The organism is Nocardioides marmorisolisilvae (assembly GCF_003725775.1).
Classification (GTDB): Bacteria; Actinomycetota; Actinomycetes; order Propionibacteriales; family Nocardioidaceae; genus Marmoricola; species Marmoricola marmorisolisilvae.
Genome location: NZ_RJSG01000005.1, coordinates 45,951 through 61,981 on the forward strand (window position 1 = coordinate 45,951; position 16,031 = coordinate 61,981).

Consider the following 16,031-nt stretch of genomic DNA (forward strand, 5'->3'; position numbering starts at 1 on the left):
GACAACGGGTTAAACAGCCTCCCCGACAGCGGCCGCGAACTGCGCGTTGTAGAGGCGGGCGTAGGCGCCCTCAGCAGCGAGCAGCTCCTCGTGGGTGCCCTGCTCGACGATCGCGCCGTCCTCCATCACCAGGATGAGGTCGGCGTCGCGGATCGTGGAGAGCCGGTGCGCGATGACGAACGAGGTGCGGTCGCTGCGCAGAGCCGCCATCGCCTGCTGGAGGAGCAGCTCGGTGCGGGTGTCGACCGAGCTGGTCGCCTCGTCGAGGATCAGCAGTGCCGGGTCGGACAGGAACGCGCGCGCGATGGTCACCAGCTGGCGCTCACCGGCGGAGAGGTTCGAACCTTCCTCGTCGATCACCGTGTCGTAACCGTCGGGCAGCGAGTGCACGAAGCGGTCCACGAAGGTCGCCCGCGCGGCCTCGAGGATCTGCTCCTCGGTCGCCCCCGGACTGCCGTAGGCGATGTTGTCGCGGATGGTCCCCTCGAAGAGCCAGGTGTCCTGCAGCACCATGCCGGTCTGCGAGCGCAGCACCGAGCGCGGCATCGCGGCGATGTCCACGCCGTCCAAGGTGATCCGGCCGGCCTGCACGTCGTAGAAACGCATCACCAGGTTCACCAGCGTGGTCTTGCCGGCACCGGTCGGGCCGACGATCGCGACCGTGTGGCCCGGGTTGGCGACCAGGGAGAGGTCGCCGATCAGCGGCCGCTCGGGGTCGTAGCTGAAGGACACGTTCTCGAAGCGGACCTCACCGCGGCGCAGGTCGGGAGCCACCGGCGACGCGGTGCCGTCGGCCGGCTCCTCCGGGGCGTCGAGCAGCTCGAAGACCCGCTCGGCCGAGGCGACGCCGGACTGCATCAGGTTCGCCATCGAGGCGACCTGCGACAGCGGCTGGGTGAACTGGCGGGTGTACTGGATGAAGGCCTGCACCTCCCCCAGCGTCAGGGCGCCGCTGGAGACCCGCAGCGCTCCGAGCACCGCGACCAGCACGTAGTTGAGGTTCCCGACGAACATCATGATCGGCATGATCAGGCCGCTGACGAACTGCGCCGAGAACGAGGCCTTGTAGAGCTCCTCGTTCTCCTCGGCGAAGATCCGCTCGGACTCTGCCTGCCGACCGAAGACCTTGACCAGGGCGTGCCCGGAGAAGTTCTCCTCGATGTGCGCGTTCAGGCGACCGGTACGTCGCCACTGCTGGATGAACATCCCCTGGGACCGCTTCATCACCCGGCCGGTGATCACCATCGAGATCGGCACCGAGATGACGGCGATCAGCGCCAGCAGCGGCGAGATCCAGATCATCATGGTGAGCACCGCGAGCACGGTGAGCACCGAGGTCAGCAGCTGGCTCAGCGTCTGCTGCAGCGACTGGGAGAGGTTGTCGATGTCGTTGGTGACCCGCGAGAGCAGCTCACCGCGCGGCTGCTTGTCGAAGTACGACAGCGGCAAGCGATTCACCTTGTCCTCGACGTCGGCGCGCATCCGCAGGATCGTCGACTGCACCACGTCGTTGAGCAGGTAACCGGCCAGCCAGGCCAGGAACGCCGCCCCGAGGTAGATGCCGAGCACGATCATCAGCACGTGGCCGACCGCGTCGAAGTCGACGCTCTGGCCCGGCACCAGGTCGAGCGAGGAGACCAGGCTGGCGACCTTGTCGTTGCCCTGGTCGCGCAGGTGCTGGACCGCCTCGGCCTTGGTGACGTCGGCCGGCAGCTTCCCGCCGATGAGGCCGGCGAAGATCAGGTCGGTGGCCCGGCCGAGGATCCGCGGGCCGATCGCCGTCAGGGTCACGCTGCACACCGTCAGCACCATGACCGCGCCGAGCTTGATCCGCTGCGGCCGCATCCGGGCGAGCAGGCGCTTCGCGGACGGCTTGAAGTTCGAGGCCTTCTGGCCGACGATCCCGCCGCCGAAGGGGCTGCGGCCGGGACCGGGGCCGGCGACGACCCGCTCGGTCTCCTTGAGCTGACCACCCTCGCTGGTTGCGCCCGAGCCCTCGCTGGTTGCGCCCGAGCCGTTGCTGGTCGAGCCTGTCGAAACCTCGCTCATGCCGCCTCCTCCGCGCTCAGCTGGGACGCGACGATCTCCTGGTAGGTCTGGTTCGACTCCAGCAGCTCGTGGTGGGTGCCGCGGCCGACGACCTCGCCGTCCTCGACGACGAGGATCAGGTCCGCGTCGCGGATCGTGGACACCCGTTGGGCCACGATCACCACCGTGGCATCGGACGTCACCGGTTTCAGCGCCGCTCTCAGGCGGGCGTCGGTGGCGAGGTCGAGCGCCGAGAACGCGTCGTCGAACAGGTAGATCTCGGGCTTGCGGATCACCGCGCGGGCGATCGCCAGTCGTTGCCGCTGGCCACCGCTGACGTTGGTGCCGCCCTGGGTGATCGGTGCCTCGAGACCCTCCGGCATCGCCGTGACGAAGTCCTTCGCCTGGGCGATCTCCAGCGCCGCCCACATCTCCTCCTCGGTCGCGTCCGGCTTGCCGTAGCGGAGGTTGGAGGCGACCGTGCCGGAGAACAGGAACCCGCGCTGCGGGACCAGGCCGAGCTTGGACCAGAGGACCTCCGGCTCCAGGTCCCGTACGTCGACCCCGTCGACGAGGACCTGGCCGCCGGTGGCGTCGAAGAGCCGCGGCACCAGGTTCACCATCGTCGACTTGCCGGCGCCGGTGGACCCGATGATCGCGACGGTGCTGCCCGGGGCTGCCTCGAACGAGACGCCGCGCACCACCGGCACGGTCGCTCCCGGGTAGCAGAACTCGACGTCGGCGAAGCGCAGGGTGCCGCGCTCGCTGACCTCGGTGACGCCGTTCCTCGGAGGCGCGACCGAGCTCTCGGTGTCGAGGACCTCCGCGATGCGATCCGCGCAGACCGTCGAGCGCGGGATCATCATCATCATGAAGGTCGCCATCATCACCGACATGACGATCTGCATCAGGTAGGACAGGTAGGCGGTCAGGTCGCCGACGTTCATGTTGCCGGACTCGACCCGGTGACCGCCGAACCAGAGCACGCCGACCGAGGCGACGTTCGCCACCAGCATCACCGTCGGGAACATCCCGGCCAGCCAGCGCCCGGCCCGGATCGAGACCCCGGTCAGGTCCTCGTTGGCCTCGGCGAAGCGCTTCGTCTCGTGCTGCTCGCGGACGAAGGCGCGCACCACCCGGACGCCGGTGATCTGCTCGCGCAGCAGGCGGTTGACCTCGTCGATGCGCTCCTGCATCCGGGCGAAGCTCGGCACCATCCGGGTGACGATGAAGCCGATCGAGGTCGCCAGCACCGGCACCACCGCGACCACCAACCAGGACAACCCGGCGTTCACGTGCACGGCCATCACCACGCCGCCGATCATCATGATCGGCGCGGAGACCATCAGGGTGCCGCCCATCAGCACCAGCATCTGGACCTGCTGGACGTCGTTGGTCTCGCGGGTGATCAGCGACGGTGCCCCGAAGTGCTGGACCTCGCGGGCCGAGAAGCCGCCGACGCGGTGGAAGATGCCCGCGCGCAGGTCGCGCCCGAAGGCCATCGCCGTGCGGGCCGAGAACCAGACCGCGGTCACCGAGCACAGCACCTGCAGCAGCGAGACCGCGAGCATCAGGCCGCCGCGACGGATGATGTAGCCGGTGTCGCCGAGGACGATGCCCTTGTCGATGATGTCGGCGTTGAGCACCGGCAGGTAGAGCATCACCATCGTGCCGACGAACTGCAGCCCGACGACGATCGCGAGCTGCTGCTTGTAGGGCCGCAGGTGCTCACGGATGATCCGGATCAGCATCAGTACTCTCTCCCTCGCTCGGTCATCAGACCGAGCAGCACGGTGTCCACGATCTCTTCAGGGGTCATCAGCTCGCCGTCGGTGATCTCGGCGTGGCTGCCGGCGAAGACCAGCAGGCGCAGGGCCCGCGTCACCTCGTCCGGGGGGACGCGCAACAGGTCGGCGTCCGGTTCGATCAGCGCGGTGATGGCGTGCGCGACGTGACGGCGCCAGTCCCGGCGCCGGTCGGCGTCGGCCTTGACGATGTCCGGCGGGCCCATCATCCCGAGCGCCCGGATCAGCCCGAACGAGGAGATGAAGCGCTCCTGCATCAGGGCGGCGATCTCGACCAGCCGGTCCCGCAGCGGCAGCGTCGTGTCGACGCCGGCGAGCTGGTCGACGAACGTCCCGGACCGGAACGCGTGGATCACCGCCTCGTCGACGAGCTCGTCCTTGCTGTTGAAGACGCGGAAGATCGTGCCCTCGGCGACACCCGCGGCGTCCGCGATCTGGCGCGTGGTGACGTTGCGCCCGTGCTGGTGCAGCAGGGGCAGCGTCGCCTCGATCAGGGCCAGCCTGCGCTCGGACGCAGGCAGGGCGGGTGCACGTGGTGTCACCCGCCCTACCTTAAGTGAGTGAGCACTCACTCACAAATGGTTTTCCGCGGCGCTACTTCACCACCCCGTACGCGTTCACGATCCCGGCCCCGTAGAAGCCGTTGAACGCGGTGGTGCCCACGCAGGTCGCGGTGTAGCTGTCGTCGCGGCCCTCCTGGGTGTAGCTCTGCACGCCTCCGGGCGGGCAGGCGTGGTCGGTCGCCGTCTTCTGCATCAGAGCCAGCACCGCGTCCGGAGCCATCGCGAACCCGAACTTGCCCATGGTGTGGCCGTGCCTCGAGACCGCGAGCGCGGCCACGCCCGCGGCGTGCGGGCTGGCCATCGAGGTGCCCTGCAGGAACTGGTAGTACCCACAGGCGTCCGCACCCGGGTCCGGCGTGGCCGGGCACACCTTCTGCACCCCGAGCGCGGCACCGGCCGGCGTGACGTTGCCGTCCGCGTCGATGGTCCCCTCGGCCAGGCCCACGTTGTGCGGGTACGTCGAGAGGATCAGGTTGCCGTTGGTCCGGAAGCTCGGCGTACCGAAGCCGTCGCGGAACCAGCCGCCCGGTGCGGAGAGGTCGACCTCACCCGAACCCGGCTCCGTCGTGTAGTTGGAGAAGTCCGACTTCTTGCCGGACGGGCCGAGCGCGTCGACGCCGATCACGTACGGGTTCTCGGTCGGCAGGTTGACGCAGGTCGCGTTGTCGATGGTCCGCTGGTGCGGGTCGGTGCCGTAGTCCGGGCTGGAGAAGTCGTCGGGCGGGTTCGCCAGGTCGCTGTTCTCGTTGCCCGAGGCCGCCACCAGGGTCACCTTGCGGTCGTGGGCGTACTTCAGGGCCCGGTTCATCGCGGTGATGATGACGTTCTGCTCGGCCGCCTGCTCCGGGGTGTCCTCCGGCGCTCCGCCGAGGCAGTTGTAGAGCCACGGGTCGACGTAGAAGCTCATGTTCACCACGTCGATGCCCGCGTCCGCCGAGTAGGTCAGCGCGTCCACGGTCGGCTGCAGGAAGAAGTAGCCGCTGTCCTGACCGGCCCGCACCTCGACGATGTCGACGTTCGGGGCGACGCCGCTGACACCGAAGCCGTTCATCGCGGCCGCGATGGTGCCGGCCACGTGCGTGCCGTGACCGTCGTCGTCCTCGCCGACCGGGTCCTTGCAACCCAGCTCCGGGTGCTCGCACGTGGCGCCGTCGATGTCCGCCATGTCGGTCACGAAGTTGCGCGACAGGCCGTAGTCGAAGTTGGCGTGCAGGTCCGGGTGCGAGGCGTCGACGCCGGTGTCCATGATGCCCACGCGGACCTTCTTGGAGCCCAGCGTGATCGCGTGCGCCTTGCCGGCGTTGATCATCGACATGCCCCACAGCTGGGTGTCGAGCGGGTCGCTCGGCCCGGTGCCGGGAGTCGGCGGCTTCTTCTTCGCGGCCTGCTTGGCCAGGGTGGCAGCAGCACCGCGCGGGACGGCGATCGGCTTGGCCTTCGGGGCGTGCCCGATCGACTGGTCGCGCGCCACGCCGTAGACGCCGGACAGCCGGCCGGCCCTGCTGCGGAAGTTCGCGTCCTTGCTGGTCACGGTGACCAGCCCGATGTCGGTGTTGACCCGCTTCACGCTGGCGCCGAGGGCCTTGAGCCTCGTGGCGAGCGCGTGGGCCGAGCCCGCGTCCTGGGCGAGAACCACGTACCTCGTGGGTGCGGAGCTCGCGTCGGCCGACGGGGCGAAGGTGCCGCTGACGAACGCAGCGGCGATCAGACAGGCGATCGATGATGCGACCGCGATGATCCGAGATCTGTGCATGGGAGATGTTCCCTCCGTTGCTTCCGGTCGACCCCGATGGCGACCGGTCTGCTCAGCAACCTAGGGCGCGAGACGGTGGATGGTCCACCCCTGCGGCGTACGGCGGTAGACGAGGCGGTCGTGCATCCGGCCGCGGCGTCCCTGCCAGAACTCGACGCTGCTCGGCACCACCCGGTAGCCGCCCCAGTGCGGCGGCGCGAACACGGGTCCGTCCCCGAACCGCTCGACCACGGCGGCGTACCCGGCGTCCAGCTCCTCGCGTGAACCGACCTCCTCGGACTGCGGCGAGGCCCAGGCGCCGAGCTGGGAGTCGCGCGGCCGGGTGGCGAAGTACGACTCGGTCTCCTCGCGGGTCACCTGCGTCGCGGTGCCCTCGACGCGCACCTGCCGCTGGAGCGGGTACCACCCGAACAGCAGGGTGCAGCGCGGGTCGGCAGCGAGCTCGGAACCCTTCCGGGAGGTGTAGTTGGTGAAGAAGACGAATCCGTCGTCGACGCCCTTGAGCAGCACCGTGCGGCTGGCGGGAGTCCCGTCCGCGGCGACCGTGCCGAGGACCATCGCGTTGGCCTCGACCAGCCCACCGCCCCGGGCCTGGTCGAACCAGAGGGAGAACTGGGCGAGCGGGTCGGGGGCCAGGTCGGCCTCGTCCAGACCACCGAGCTCGTACTCCGCGCGCAGGGCCGCGAGGGCGTCCGGATCCAGTTCCATGGAGCGAGGTTAGAACGTGTTCTGCGGATACGGCAGAATGCGAACGACGTCGTCGACGCCGCGACCCGGTGCGACGACCCAGGACAGGACGAAGGAGTTCACACGATGACCGAGGTACACCACGGACTCGAGGGCGTCGTCGCCTTCGAGTCGGAGATCGCCGAGCCGGACAAGGAAGGCTCCGCCCTCCGCTACCGCGGCGTCGACATCGAGGAGATCGTCGGCCGGATCCCGTTCGAGAAGGTCTGGGGCCTGTTGGTCGACGGCGCCTACGACCCCGGCCTGCCGCCGGCCGAGCCGTACCCGCTGCCGGTGCACTCCGGTGACATCCGCGTCGACGTGCAGAGCGCGATCGCGATGCTCGCGCCCGCCTGGGGCATCCAGCAGACCTACGACATCGACGACGTCCAGGTCCGCGAGGACCTCGGCCGCGCCGCGGTGATGGTGCTGTCCTTCGTCGGCCAGGCGGCGCGCGGCGTCGGCCAGCCGATGGTGCCCCAGCGCGAGGTCGACAAGGCTTCCACGATCGCCGAGCGGTTCATGATCCGCTGGCAGGGCGAGCCCGACCCGCAGCACGTGAAGGCGATCGACGCCTACTGGTCCTCGGCTGCCGAGCACGGCATGAACGCGTCCACCTTCACCGCCCGGGTGATCACCTCGACCGGCGCGGACGCCTGCGCGGCGCTCTCGGGCGCGGTCGGCGCGATGTCCGGCCCGCTGCACGGCGGCGCCCCGGCCCGGGTGCTGAGCATGATCGAGGACGTCGAGCAGGCCGGCGACGCCACGGCGTACGTGAAGAAGCTGCTCGACGACGGCGAGCGCCTGATGGGCTTCGGCCACCGCGTCTACCGCGCCGAGGACCCGCGCGCCCGGGTGCTGCGGCGCACGGCGCGCGAGCTGAACGCGCCCCGCTACGAGGTCGCCGAGGCGCTGGAGAAGGCCGCGCTGGCCGAGCTCCGCGAGCGCCGTCCGGACCGCGTGCTGGAGACCAACGTCGAGTTCTGGGCGGCCATCGTCCTGGACTTCGCGCAGGTCCCGCCGCACATGTTCACCTCGATGTTCACCTGCGCCCGTACGGCGGGCTGGTCGGCGCACATCCTGGAGCAGAAGCGCACCGGCCGGCTGATCCGCCCCTCGGCGATCTACACCGGTCCGGCCAGCCGCAAGGCCTCTGAGGTCCCGGGCTACCACGAGGAGTGGGCGCTCTCCTGACAGACGCCGACCCGGCAGAAACTCACGCTTCGCTGACGTGAGCTTCTGCCGGGTCGTTGCTCGTCCAGGTGAGTTTCTGCCGGGTCAGCTCAGTCCGGCCCGTCACCGAGGGCTTCGTCGACCTCGTCCTCGAGGTCGTCGATCCGCTTCTCCGAACGCACCCGCCACACCACCAGGGCGACCACCACGATCACCGCGAGACCGCCCGCGAAGCCGCGCCCGACCAGCTTCTCGACGTGGTGGTAGGAGTTGCCGGCCAGGTAGCCGAGGGTCACGAACACCGAGCCCCAGACGATCCCACCGAGCGCGTTCCAGAGCAGGAACTTCCGGTAGTGCATCTCGGAGGCTCCGGCCAGCGCGGGCATCATCGCGCGGAAGAACGCGGTGAACCGGCCGAGGAACACCGCCCCTCCCCCGCGCCGCCGCAGGAAGTCCTGGGCCTGGTCGATCCGGGGTCGGTGCTTGTCGAGGAAGCGCATCCGGTCCAGCGCAGGGCCGAGCCAGACCTTGCCCACCTCGTAGCCGACCGAGTCGCCGATGATCGCGGCCGCCACGATGACGATGATCGCCGCCGCGAGCGGGACGTGGTCGACGCCGGCGGCCACGCCGGCCAGCACCGCGGCGGTCTCGCCCGGGACCACGAAGCCGACGAACACGGCGTCCTCGGCGAAGACCAGCAGGCCGGCGACCAGGAGCAGCCAGAACGGGTCCAGGTTGAGGATGTTGTCGAGGATCCCGCTCAGCACGTGCCTAGTCTGCCCGAGGCTCCGGCACGTCCGCTGAACGACGCCGCAGCACCAGGACGACACCGAGCACCGCGACCGCGATCAGGCCCACCGCGCCCCAGGTCACCGGACTGCTCTTCGAGAGCTCGAGCAGCGAGGTGCCACCCACGAACCCGGACCCGACCGAGACGGCCGCCCAGGCGAGTCCGCCGACGAGGTTGCCGACCAGGAAGCGCCGCTGGTCGATGCCTGAGGCGCCCGCCAGGGAGGGCAGGATCGCCCGCAGCGCGGCCACGTAGCGGCCGCCGATCATGGCTACGAGCACCCGGCGGTGCAGCAGCGCCTGGGCCGACTCGACCTTCGCCCGGCGCTTGACCAGCGCCTTGTGGCCGAGGAGCCGCGGACCCTGGGCCCGGCCGATCAGGTAACCGACCGCGGAGCCGGTCACGATCGCGGCCGCGATCGAGGAGTAGGAGAGCCACAGCGGCAGGTGCCCGAGGCTCGCGGTCAGCCCGGTCAGGAACGCGGCCTTGCCACCGGGGATGAAGATGCCGATCACCAGCGCCGCCTGGAGGAACACCAGCCCGGCCGCGGCGGCCAGCAGGACACCGGGCTCGAGAGCGGTCAGGTCGGGGAAACCGGGCACGCGCCAAGTCTGACAGCGAGGGCTACATTGCCACGCATGCGCGCTGCTGAATTCTTGGAGATGCACCGTCCGGGGGCCGGCTTCATCCTCCCGAACGCCTGGGACGGCGGCTCGGCCCGGATCCTCGAGCAGGCCGGCTTCGCCGCCATCGCCACGACCAGCGCCGGGATCGCGTTCAGCCGCGGCCGTCCGGACGCCTCGATGCCGCGCGACGAGATGCTCGAGGAGATCGCCCGGATCGTCGCGGTCGTCGACTGCCCGGTGAGTGCCGACCTCGAGTCTGGCTACGGCGACGTGGCCGGCACCTTCGCGGCGGCGGTCGAGATCGGCGTGCTCGGCGCCAACCTCGAGGACGCCGGACCGGACGGGCTGTTCAGCGTCGAGGAGTCGGTCGAGCGCGTCCAGGCGGCGCGGGCCGCAGCACCCGCGGGGACCTTCGTGCTGAACGCCCGCACCGACCCGTACATGGTCAAGCACCCCGACGCGTTCGCCGAGAGCGTGCAGCGCGCGCACCGCTTCCTGGAGGCCGGCGCCGACTGCATCTTCGTGCCCGGGATCAGCGACGCTGCGGAGATCGGCCGCCTCGTCGCCGAGATCGGCGCCCCGGTCAACGTGGTTGCCGGCCTCACCGACCCGGTGATCGACGCCGCGACGCTGCGGGCGGCCGGGGTGGCGCGGATCAGCCTCGGCGGCACCATCACCCGCGCCGCGCTGACCCAGGTCGACGCCTTCGCGCGCGAGATGCTCGACCACGGCACCTTCGACTTCGCGGTCGGCGCGATCGCCTACGGCGAGTTCCAGCGGCGGTTCGGCTAGAGCACCCGGGCCAGGCACCGGTTCAGCGGCGAGTCCCGGTAGTAGCCGAAGCCCGGGATCGGCTGGTAGCCGGCGGAGGCGTAGAGCTCGAGCGCCTCGGGTTGTGCCGCCCCCGTCTCCAGGATCATCACCTCGGCCCCCGCGGCTGCGGCGGTCAGCTCGAGGTGGGCGAGCATCGCGCGAGCCAGGCCGCGTCGCCGGCCCGCCGGGGCGACGTACATCCGCTTGATCTCGGCCGAGGCCGCGTAACCCAGCGCCTCCACGTCGGTACGCCGGCGCCAGGCACCGGTCGCGACCGGCACCTCGTCGAGGTAGCCGACGAAGAAGGAACCGCCCGGGAGCTCGAAGTAGCCGGGCTGGAGCGGGGTCTCGTCACGGCTGCCGTAGCGGGCGACGTACTCGAGCTGGACCTGCTCGACCAGCGCGGCCGCGTCGGGGTGGGTGATCGGCAGCAGCTCGATCCGCCAGCTGTCCAACTTCTCGTCCCTTCCCCTAACTCCGTTGGGGTGTGCTGACACAATAGGGACCCTGACAGCGTCGTCAGGCCTCACCTTCTACCTCAAGGACCGACGTGAACGACGCGATCAAGATCCCGGACACCCTCAAGCCCGCCGACGGCCGCTTCGGTGCGGGCCCGTCGAAGATCCAGACCTCGCACCTGGACTCGCTCGCGGCCACCGGCACGTCCCTGATGGGTACCTCGCACCGCCAGGCGCCGGTGAAGAACACCGTCGGCCGCGTTCTCGACGGCCTCGGCGCGCTGTTCAACCTTCCCGAGGGCTACGAGGTGGTGCTCGGCAACGGCGGCGCGACCGCGTTCTGGGACATCGCCACGTTCGGCCTCATCGAGAAGAAGTCGCAGCACCTGACGTTCGGCGAGTTCACGAGCAAGTTCGCCAGCTCGGTGAAGGCGGCGCCGTGGCTCGACGCCCCCTCGGTCATCGCCTCGGACCCTGGCTCGCGGCCCGACGCGGTCGCCGAGGCCGGCGTCGACGTGTACGGCTGGGCCCACAACGAGACCTCGACCGCCGTGATGGCCCCAGTGGTCAGGCCGGCCGGTGCCGACGCCGGCTCGCTGGTGCTGATCGACGCGACCTCGGGCGCGGGCGGCCTGCCGGTGGACCTGACCGAGACCGACGTCTACTACTTCGCGCCGCAGAAGTGCTTCGCCTCGGACGGCGGCATCTGGTTCGGCGTCTTCTCGCCGGCCGCGATCGAGCGCGCCGAGCGGCTGGCGGCGAGCGATCGGTACATCCCGCCGTTCTTCGACCTGAAGACCGCGATCGACAACAGCCGGCTCAACCAGACCTACAACACCCCGTCGGTCGCGACGCTGTTCCTGATGGCCGAGCAGCTCGACTGGATGAACAGCCAAGGCGGGCTCAAGGGCATGGTCGAGCGCACCACCGCGAGCTCGGACGCGCTCTACGGCTGGGCCGAGAAGACCGCGTACACGACCCCGTACGTCACCGACCCGGCGAACCGTTCGCTGGTGATCGGCACCATCGACTTCGACGAGTCGATCAGTGCCGACGACGTCGCCAAGACGCTGCGCGCGAACGGGATCGTGGACACCGAGCCGTACCGCAAGCTGGGGCGCAACCAGCTGCGGATCGCGATGTACCCGGCGGTCGACCCGGCCGACATCCAGGCGCTGACGGCCTGCATCGACTTCGTCGTCGAGCAGCTCTGAACCCCGGTAGGTTCTCCGCATGGCCACTGTGACCTCCTCGGAGGGTCTGAGCTTCAAGCAGCTCGCGTTCTCCGACCTGGACCGCTACCGCCCGGGCGAGAAGGGCTGGCTGAAGTTCTTCGCCCGCGGGATCTCCAACCCGGGCCTGTTCGCCTGCTTCGTGCTGCGCAAGCAGCAGGTGGCGTTCCGCAAGGGCAAGGTGCGCCGGTCGTTCCTGTGGCGCAGCGTCGGCATGTACCTGTTCAGCGCCGACTTCGTTCCGGGCATGGACATCGGTCCCGGCTTCTTCCTGCCGCACCCGGCCGGCACGGTCATCGGCAACGGCCTGCGGATCGGCGCCAACGTCACCTTCGGCGGTGCGGTCACCGCGGGCGTCAAGCAGCCGGACACCCCGGCCGGTGAGGACGACTACCCGGTGATCGGCGACGGCGCGATCGTGCTCGCCAACGCGGTCCTGGTCGGGCCGGTCGAGATCGGCAACTACGCGCAGGTCGGCGCCAACTCGGTGGTGCTCTCCGACGTGGCCGACTTCGCCTGCGTCTTCGGCGTCCCGGCACGCAAGGTGGCCGAGCGCCGCGGCATCCTCCCGGGTTCGATGGAGGTGCTGGCCGAGCCGCCGGCCAAGGAGCCGAAGCCCGAGGCCTGAGCCTGTGCTGGTTGCTTGTGCTGAGCCTGTCGAAGTGAGCCTGTCGAAACCTCACCGGGTTTCGACAGGCTCAACCAGCAAGCGAACCGTTACCAGGTCGGGTTCGCGCAGATCTCGCAGGCGCTCGCATCCGGGTCGTGCTTCCGCACGAACTCGGCGACCTCCGGCGAGTGGATCTGGTCGCCGTGCGCCCGGACCTTCGCCTGCTCCCAGTCCCACCAGGCGATCCGGAGCAGTGCCTCGCGGGTCGGCTCGTCGAACCGGAACTTGATGTGCTTGGCCGGGTTGCCGCCGACGACCGAGTACGGCTCGACGTCCTTGGTGACCATCGCCCGCGCGGCAACAGCCGCGCCGTGGCCGATCTTGATGCCGGAGAGGATGACGGCCTCGAAGCCGACCCAGACGTCCGAACCGACCACGACCGGGCCGCGGTCGATGACGTGGTTGTCCTGGGTCTCCCAGTTGCCGTCCTCACCGACGTGCGCGTGCAGCAAGCTCACCCAGTCGAGGTGGTGCTCACCGCCGGTGATGATCGTCGTCGTGTAGTGGAAGCCCGAGTACGCCCCCAGGTGCACCGAGGCACCCTGCCCGGGGATCGACTCCAGCATCCGCACCGTCGCGTACGCCGGCTCGTCCCAGGTCAGGTGGTTGCGCGGGTCGTCGAAGTGCAGGAGCTCGGCACCGTCGACCCAGAAACGGACCTTGGCCTTCATCTTCTCGACGATGCGGCGACGGAACCCGGTGCGCTTCGGTCGGGGCATGCTGGCGTCCATGCGCGCGACGGTACTGGTTGCCCGGTGACCGGCGTTGCCGATTCCGCCTTTCAGACGGGCAGCGTCACAGCGCGCTGATCCGACGCTCCAGCACGACGTACGCGCGATCGCCGAAGGCGACCATCCGGGCCTCCTCGACCTGGGTCGGCGTCTCCTCCAGCGTGTCGACGGCCGCCGCCACCGCGTCGTCCAGCGGCCACCCGTAGACGCCGGCCGAGACGAGCGGGAACGCCACCGACCGGGCGCCCAGCTCGTCGGCGACGGCGAGCGCGCCCGAGTAGCAGGAGGTCAGCTTGCTGCGGTCGGTGTTGCCGGCGTTGAGGTTCGGGCCGACCACGTGGATCACCCAACGCGCCGGCAGGTCTCCCGCCGTCGTCAAGCCCGCCTCGCCGGTGCGGAGGCCGTTCGGGAACCTCGCGATGCAGTCCTCGAGGATCGCGGGGCCACCGGCGGCGTGGATGGCGCCGTCGACTCCCCCGCCGCCGCGCATGCGCTCGTTCGCGGCGTTGACGACGGCGTCGACCTGCTGGGTGGTGATGTCGCCACGGACGACGGTGATCCTCATCGTGCTCGCCTCCTCGTCCACCACAGTGCCACGCCCGCGAGCACCAGGGCGCCCGCACCGTACGCCCACGGCCCGGCGGGACTGGTGCCGTCGTCCTTCGCCAGGACCGGCGTTTCCGGCCTGGGCGGCAAGGCCTTCGGCGGTTCGAGCAGATCCGTCACCCGGGCCGGCAGCGCGATCTGCAGCACCGGGCTGTGCACGCCCTCGGAGCTGAGCCGGACCCGGTGACCCGGACCGACCGAGATGCCCTCGCCCTGCTGCTGGCCGGGCAGGTCGAACCCGGCGACCTTCTGGTAGCCGGGGTAGGTCAGCACCTCGGCGCTGCCGTAGCCGCGCACCAGGATGTGCTTGCTGCCGAGCATCGCCGCATCGGTCGCCCACTCGGTGACCACGCCGACGGCCTTCAGCCGGTTCACGTTGTTCGGGTCGAGCGGCCGCGGAGCGACGTAGATCTTGCCGCCGAGCACGCCCTTGGTGATCACGTAGAGCCGACCGCCGGGCGCGATCAGGGACTCGGCGTCGTGCGGTCCGTCGGGGTAGACCAACCGGTACGACGGCACGTCGACGTGCCGGACGCCCCTGCCGATCGGCACCCGGTGCACCTCGATGAACGGCCGCGTCTCGGTGTTGTCGCCGATGTCCCCGGCCCAGACCGCGTCCTTCCCGGCGGGTGCCAGCGCCTCGACGTCCACGGCCGAGCGCGCGTAGAAGGTCTTCCCGACGGTGCGGCCCGTCCGCGGGTCGATCACGTAGAGCACGGCGTCGTCGCCGGAGTCGTTGGTCGTCACCATCAGCGAGCCGAGGTCGACCAGGCCGCTGGACTCGGTGATCGCGGGATCGGTGAACGAGAACAGCACCCGGCTCGCCACCGCGAGCACGACGAGCAGGGCGTTCACCCGAGCAGCTCCGCCAGCTTCGGGTGGACGCCCCAGGCCGAGGCGAGCTCGTCGTACTCCGCGTCGTCGGCCGCCGCGCCGGTGCGCGCGGCCCGGAGCAGGGTGTTCCGCGGGGTGTGGGCACTGTCGACGAACTCGACGACCTCGACCCGGTAGCCGCGCGAGCGCAGCAGGGCGGCGCGCAGGGCGTCGGTGAGGGTGTCGGCGGTGCGCTCGCGCAGGATCCCGTCGCGCGTCAGTCCCGAGTACGGCACCGGCGGCGGGTTGTCGCGCAGCTGGCGGGAGATGTCCTGGTGGCAGCAGGGCGCGGCCAGGATCAGCGCGGCGTCCCAGCCGATACCCCGGGCCAACGCGTCGTCGGTGGCGGTGTCGCAGGCGTGCAGGGCCAGCACCACGTCCGGCGCGGTGGCGAGCTCGACGTCGGCGATGCCACCGACTTCGAAGCTGACCTCGTCCTCGATGCCGAGCTCGGTGGCGACCTGGGTGTTGTGGTCGCGCGACTGCTGCTTCACGTCCACGCCGACGACCCGGACCGGCAGGCCGCGCTCACCGGCGAGCCAGGCGTGCGCGGCGAAGGTGAGGTAGGCGTTCCCGCAGCCGAGGTCGACGACCTGGAGCGGACGGTCCGCCGTGGGCGCGATGCGCCCCGAGGCCAGCGCGTCCTCGACGGTGGCCGCGAGCTCGCGCAGGAACTCCTCGACCTGGCGATACTTCGCCTGGCGGCTCGGCTTCACCCGGCCCTGGGCGTCGCTGATCCCGAGTGCGCGCAGCACCGGGGAGTCCTCGGGCAGCAGCCGCTGCTTGGCGCGGTCGTGCGCCCGGTCCGGGACGCTGCCCGGACCGGCCTGAACGCTGATCGCGGCCTCGCCGCTCTTGGTGACCCGCACCTGGAGGGTCTCGGTGGCCGTCTCCACGTGCCAGTTGCCGAACGGTTCGGCGAGCAGGGCGCCGAGCGCGTCGTCGAGCGCACCGGCCGGGTGGTTGGAGACGTGCGCCTGGGTGTCGTCGTACCGGGTGATCTGCAGGTGCCGGCCGGCCTTGAGGTCGACGTAGCGCAGCTCTGCGCGGCGCCAGGCGGGCTGGTGGCCCTTGCGGCGGCCGGCGGCGACCGCCCGGATCAGCTGCTCGTCGTCCTCGACGAGGTTGCGGACCTTGTCGAGCGCCTCGGCCAGTGGGACCGGCATCAGTGCAGCAGCTTCGCG

Annotated in this window: 15 protein-coding genes and 1 pseudogene; 4 read left to right on the forward strand and 12 right to left on the reverse strand. The window is 70.4% G+C overall.

Translation table 11 applies throughout. The annotated features are described in order from the left end of the window. Window positions 1–9 precede the first annotated feature (9 nt). Genes EFL95_RS17750 through pdxH form a run of 5 tightly spaced genes read right to left on the reverse strand, consistent with a single transcriptional unit; the run spans window position 10 to window position 6,857 of the window. Complete coding sequence (locus tag EFL95_RS17750; protein ID WP_123235453.1) at window positions 10–2,049, reverse strand: ABC transporter ATP-binding protein; 2,040 nt, start codon at window positions 2,047–2,049, stop codon at window positions 10–12. After that, window positions 2,046–3,779: an ABC transporter ATP-binding protein gene (locus EFL95_RS17755; protein ID WP_123235454.1), complete on the reverse strand. Its 1,734-nt coding sequence runs from the start codon at window positions 3,777–3,779 to the stop codon at window positions 2,046–2,048. Before EFL95_RS17755 ends, EFL95_RS17750 begins: the two co-directional genes overlap by 4 nt. Continuing rightward, window positions 3,779–4,375 (reverse strand): TetR/AcrR family transcriptional regulator, encoded by a 597-nt coding sequence (locus EFL95_RS17760; RefSeq protein ID WP_221176495.1) that lies wholly within the window; start codon window positions 4,373–4,375, stop codon window positions 3,779–3,781. Before EFL95_RS17760 ends, EFL95_RS17755 begins: the two co-directional genes overlap by 1 nt. A gap of 52 nt (window positions 4,376–4,427) precedes the next feature. After that, a complete protein-coding gene (locus EFL95_RS17765) occupies window positions 4,428–6,149 on the reverse strand; it encodes a S8 family serine peptidase (RefSeq protein WP_123235455.1) in 1,722 nt (573 codons plus the stop codon). A 60-nt stretch (window positions 6,150–6,209) separates the two neighbouring features. After that, window positions 6,210–6,857 carry a pyridoxamine 5'-phosphate oxidase gene (gene pdxH, locus EFL95_RS17770; RefSeq protein WP_123235456.1) on the reverse strand — a complete coding sequence of 216 codons (648 nt, stop codon included), beginning with the start codon at window positions 6,855–6,857 and terminating at the stop codon, window positions 6,210–6,212. A gap of 105 nt (window positions 6,858–6,962) precedes the next feature. On the opposite strand from pdxH, the gene EFL95_RS17775 reads away from it, so the two are divergent. After that, the gene (locus tag EFL95_RS17775) at window positions 6,963–8,069 is read left to right on the forward strand and encodes a citrate synthase 2 (protein WP_123235457.1); all 1,107 of its coding nucleotides are present in this window, start codon (window positions 6,963–6,965) and stop codon (window positions 8,067–8,069) included. An 89-nt stretch (window positions 8,070–8,158) separates the two neighbouring features. Here the strand turns inward: EFL95_RS17775 and EFL95_RS17780 are convergent, their stop codons facing one another. Continuing rightward, a complete protein-coding gene (locus EFL95_RS17780; RefSeq protein WP_221176496.1) occupies window positions 8,159–8,815 on the reverse strand; it encodes a DedA family protein in 657 nt (218 codons plus the stop codon). A gap of 4 nt (window positions 8,816–8,819) precedes the next feature. After that, window positions 8,820–9,440 carry a DedA family protein gene (locus tag EFL95_RS17785; protein ID WP_183407254.1) on the reverse strand — a complete coding sequence of 207 codons (621 nt, stop codon included), beginning with the start codon at window positions 9,438–9,440 and terminating at the stop codon, window positions 8,820–8,822. 36 nt (window positions 9,441–9,476) lie between these two features. Between EFL95_RS17785 and EFL95_RS17790 the strand changes: the two genes are divergently transcribed. Further along, complete coding sequence (locus EFL95_RS17790; RefSeq protein ID WP_123235458.1) at window positions 9,477–10,256, forward strand: isocitrate lyase/PEP mutase family protein; 780 nt, start codon at window positions 9,477–9,479, stop codon at window positions 10,254–10,256. On the opposite strand, the gene EFL95_RS17795 is transcribed toward EFL95_RS17790, so the two are convergent. Further along, window positions 10,253–10,732, reverse strand: coding sequence for a GNAT family N-acetyltransferase (locus tag EFL95_RS17795; protein ID WP_221176497.1), 480 nt, complete (start codon window positions 10,730–10,732; stop codon window positions 10,253–10,255). The genes EFL95_RS17790 and EFL95_RS17795 overlap by 4 nt on opposite strands. Before the next feature lie 95 nt (window positions 10,733–10,827). Between EFL95_RS17795 and serC the strand changes: the two genes are divergently transcribed. Then, window positions 10,828–11,949: a phosphoserine transaminase gene (gene serC / locus EFL95_RS17800; RefSeq protein ID WP_123235459.1), complete on the forward strand. Its 1,122-nt coding sequence runs from the start codon at window positions 10,828–10,830 to the stop codon at window positions 11,947–11,949. 19 nt (window positions 11,950–11,968) lie between these two features. Beyond that, window positions 11,969–12,595 (forward strand): serine O-acetyltransferase, encoded by a 627-nt coding sequence (locus tag EFL95_RS17805; RefSeq protein WP_123235460.1) that lies wholly within the window; start codon window positions 11,969–11,971, stop codon window positions 12,593–12,595. A 205-nt stretch (window positions 12,596–12,800) separates the two neighbouring features. Here the strand turns inward: EFL95_RS17805 and EFL95_RS20160 are convergent. From EFL95_RS20160 to EFL95_RS17825, 4 genes and pseudogenes are all read right to left on the reverse strand, one after another. After that, window positions 12,801–13,017 (reverse strand): annotated as a pseudogene (locus tag EFL95_RS20160) (CatB-related O-acetyltransferase); the annotation flags it as partial. Window positions 13,018–13,432: 415 nt separating this feature from the next. Continuing rightward, entirely contained in the window at window positions 13,433–13,933 is a 501-nt protein-coding gene (locus tag EFL95_RS17815) for an O-acetyl-ADP-ribose deacetylase (protein ID WP_123235491.1), read from the reverse strand. After that, window positions 13,930–14,829, reverse strand: a complete 900-nt coding sequence (locus EFL95_RS17820; RefSeq protein ID WP_123235461.1) for a hypothetical protein — start codon at window positions 14,827–14,829, stop codon at window positions 13,930–13,932. Before EFL95_RS17820 ends, EFL95_RS17815 begins: the two co-directional genes overlap by 4 nt. Further along, entirely contained in the window at window positions 14,826–16,013 is a 1,188-nt protein-coding gene (locus EFL95_RS17825; protein WP_123235462.1) for a class I SAM-dependent methyltransferase, read from the reverse strand. Before EFL95_RS17825 ends, EFL95_RS17820 begins: the two co-directional genes overlap by 4 nt. Between the last annotated feature and the right edge of the window lie 18 nt (window positions 16,014–16,031).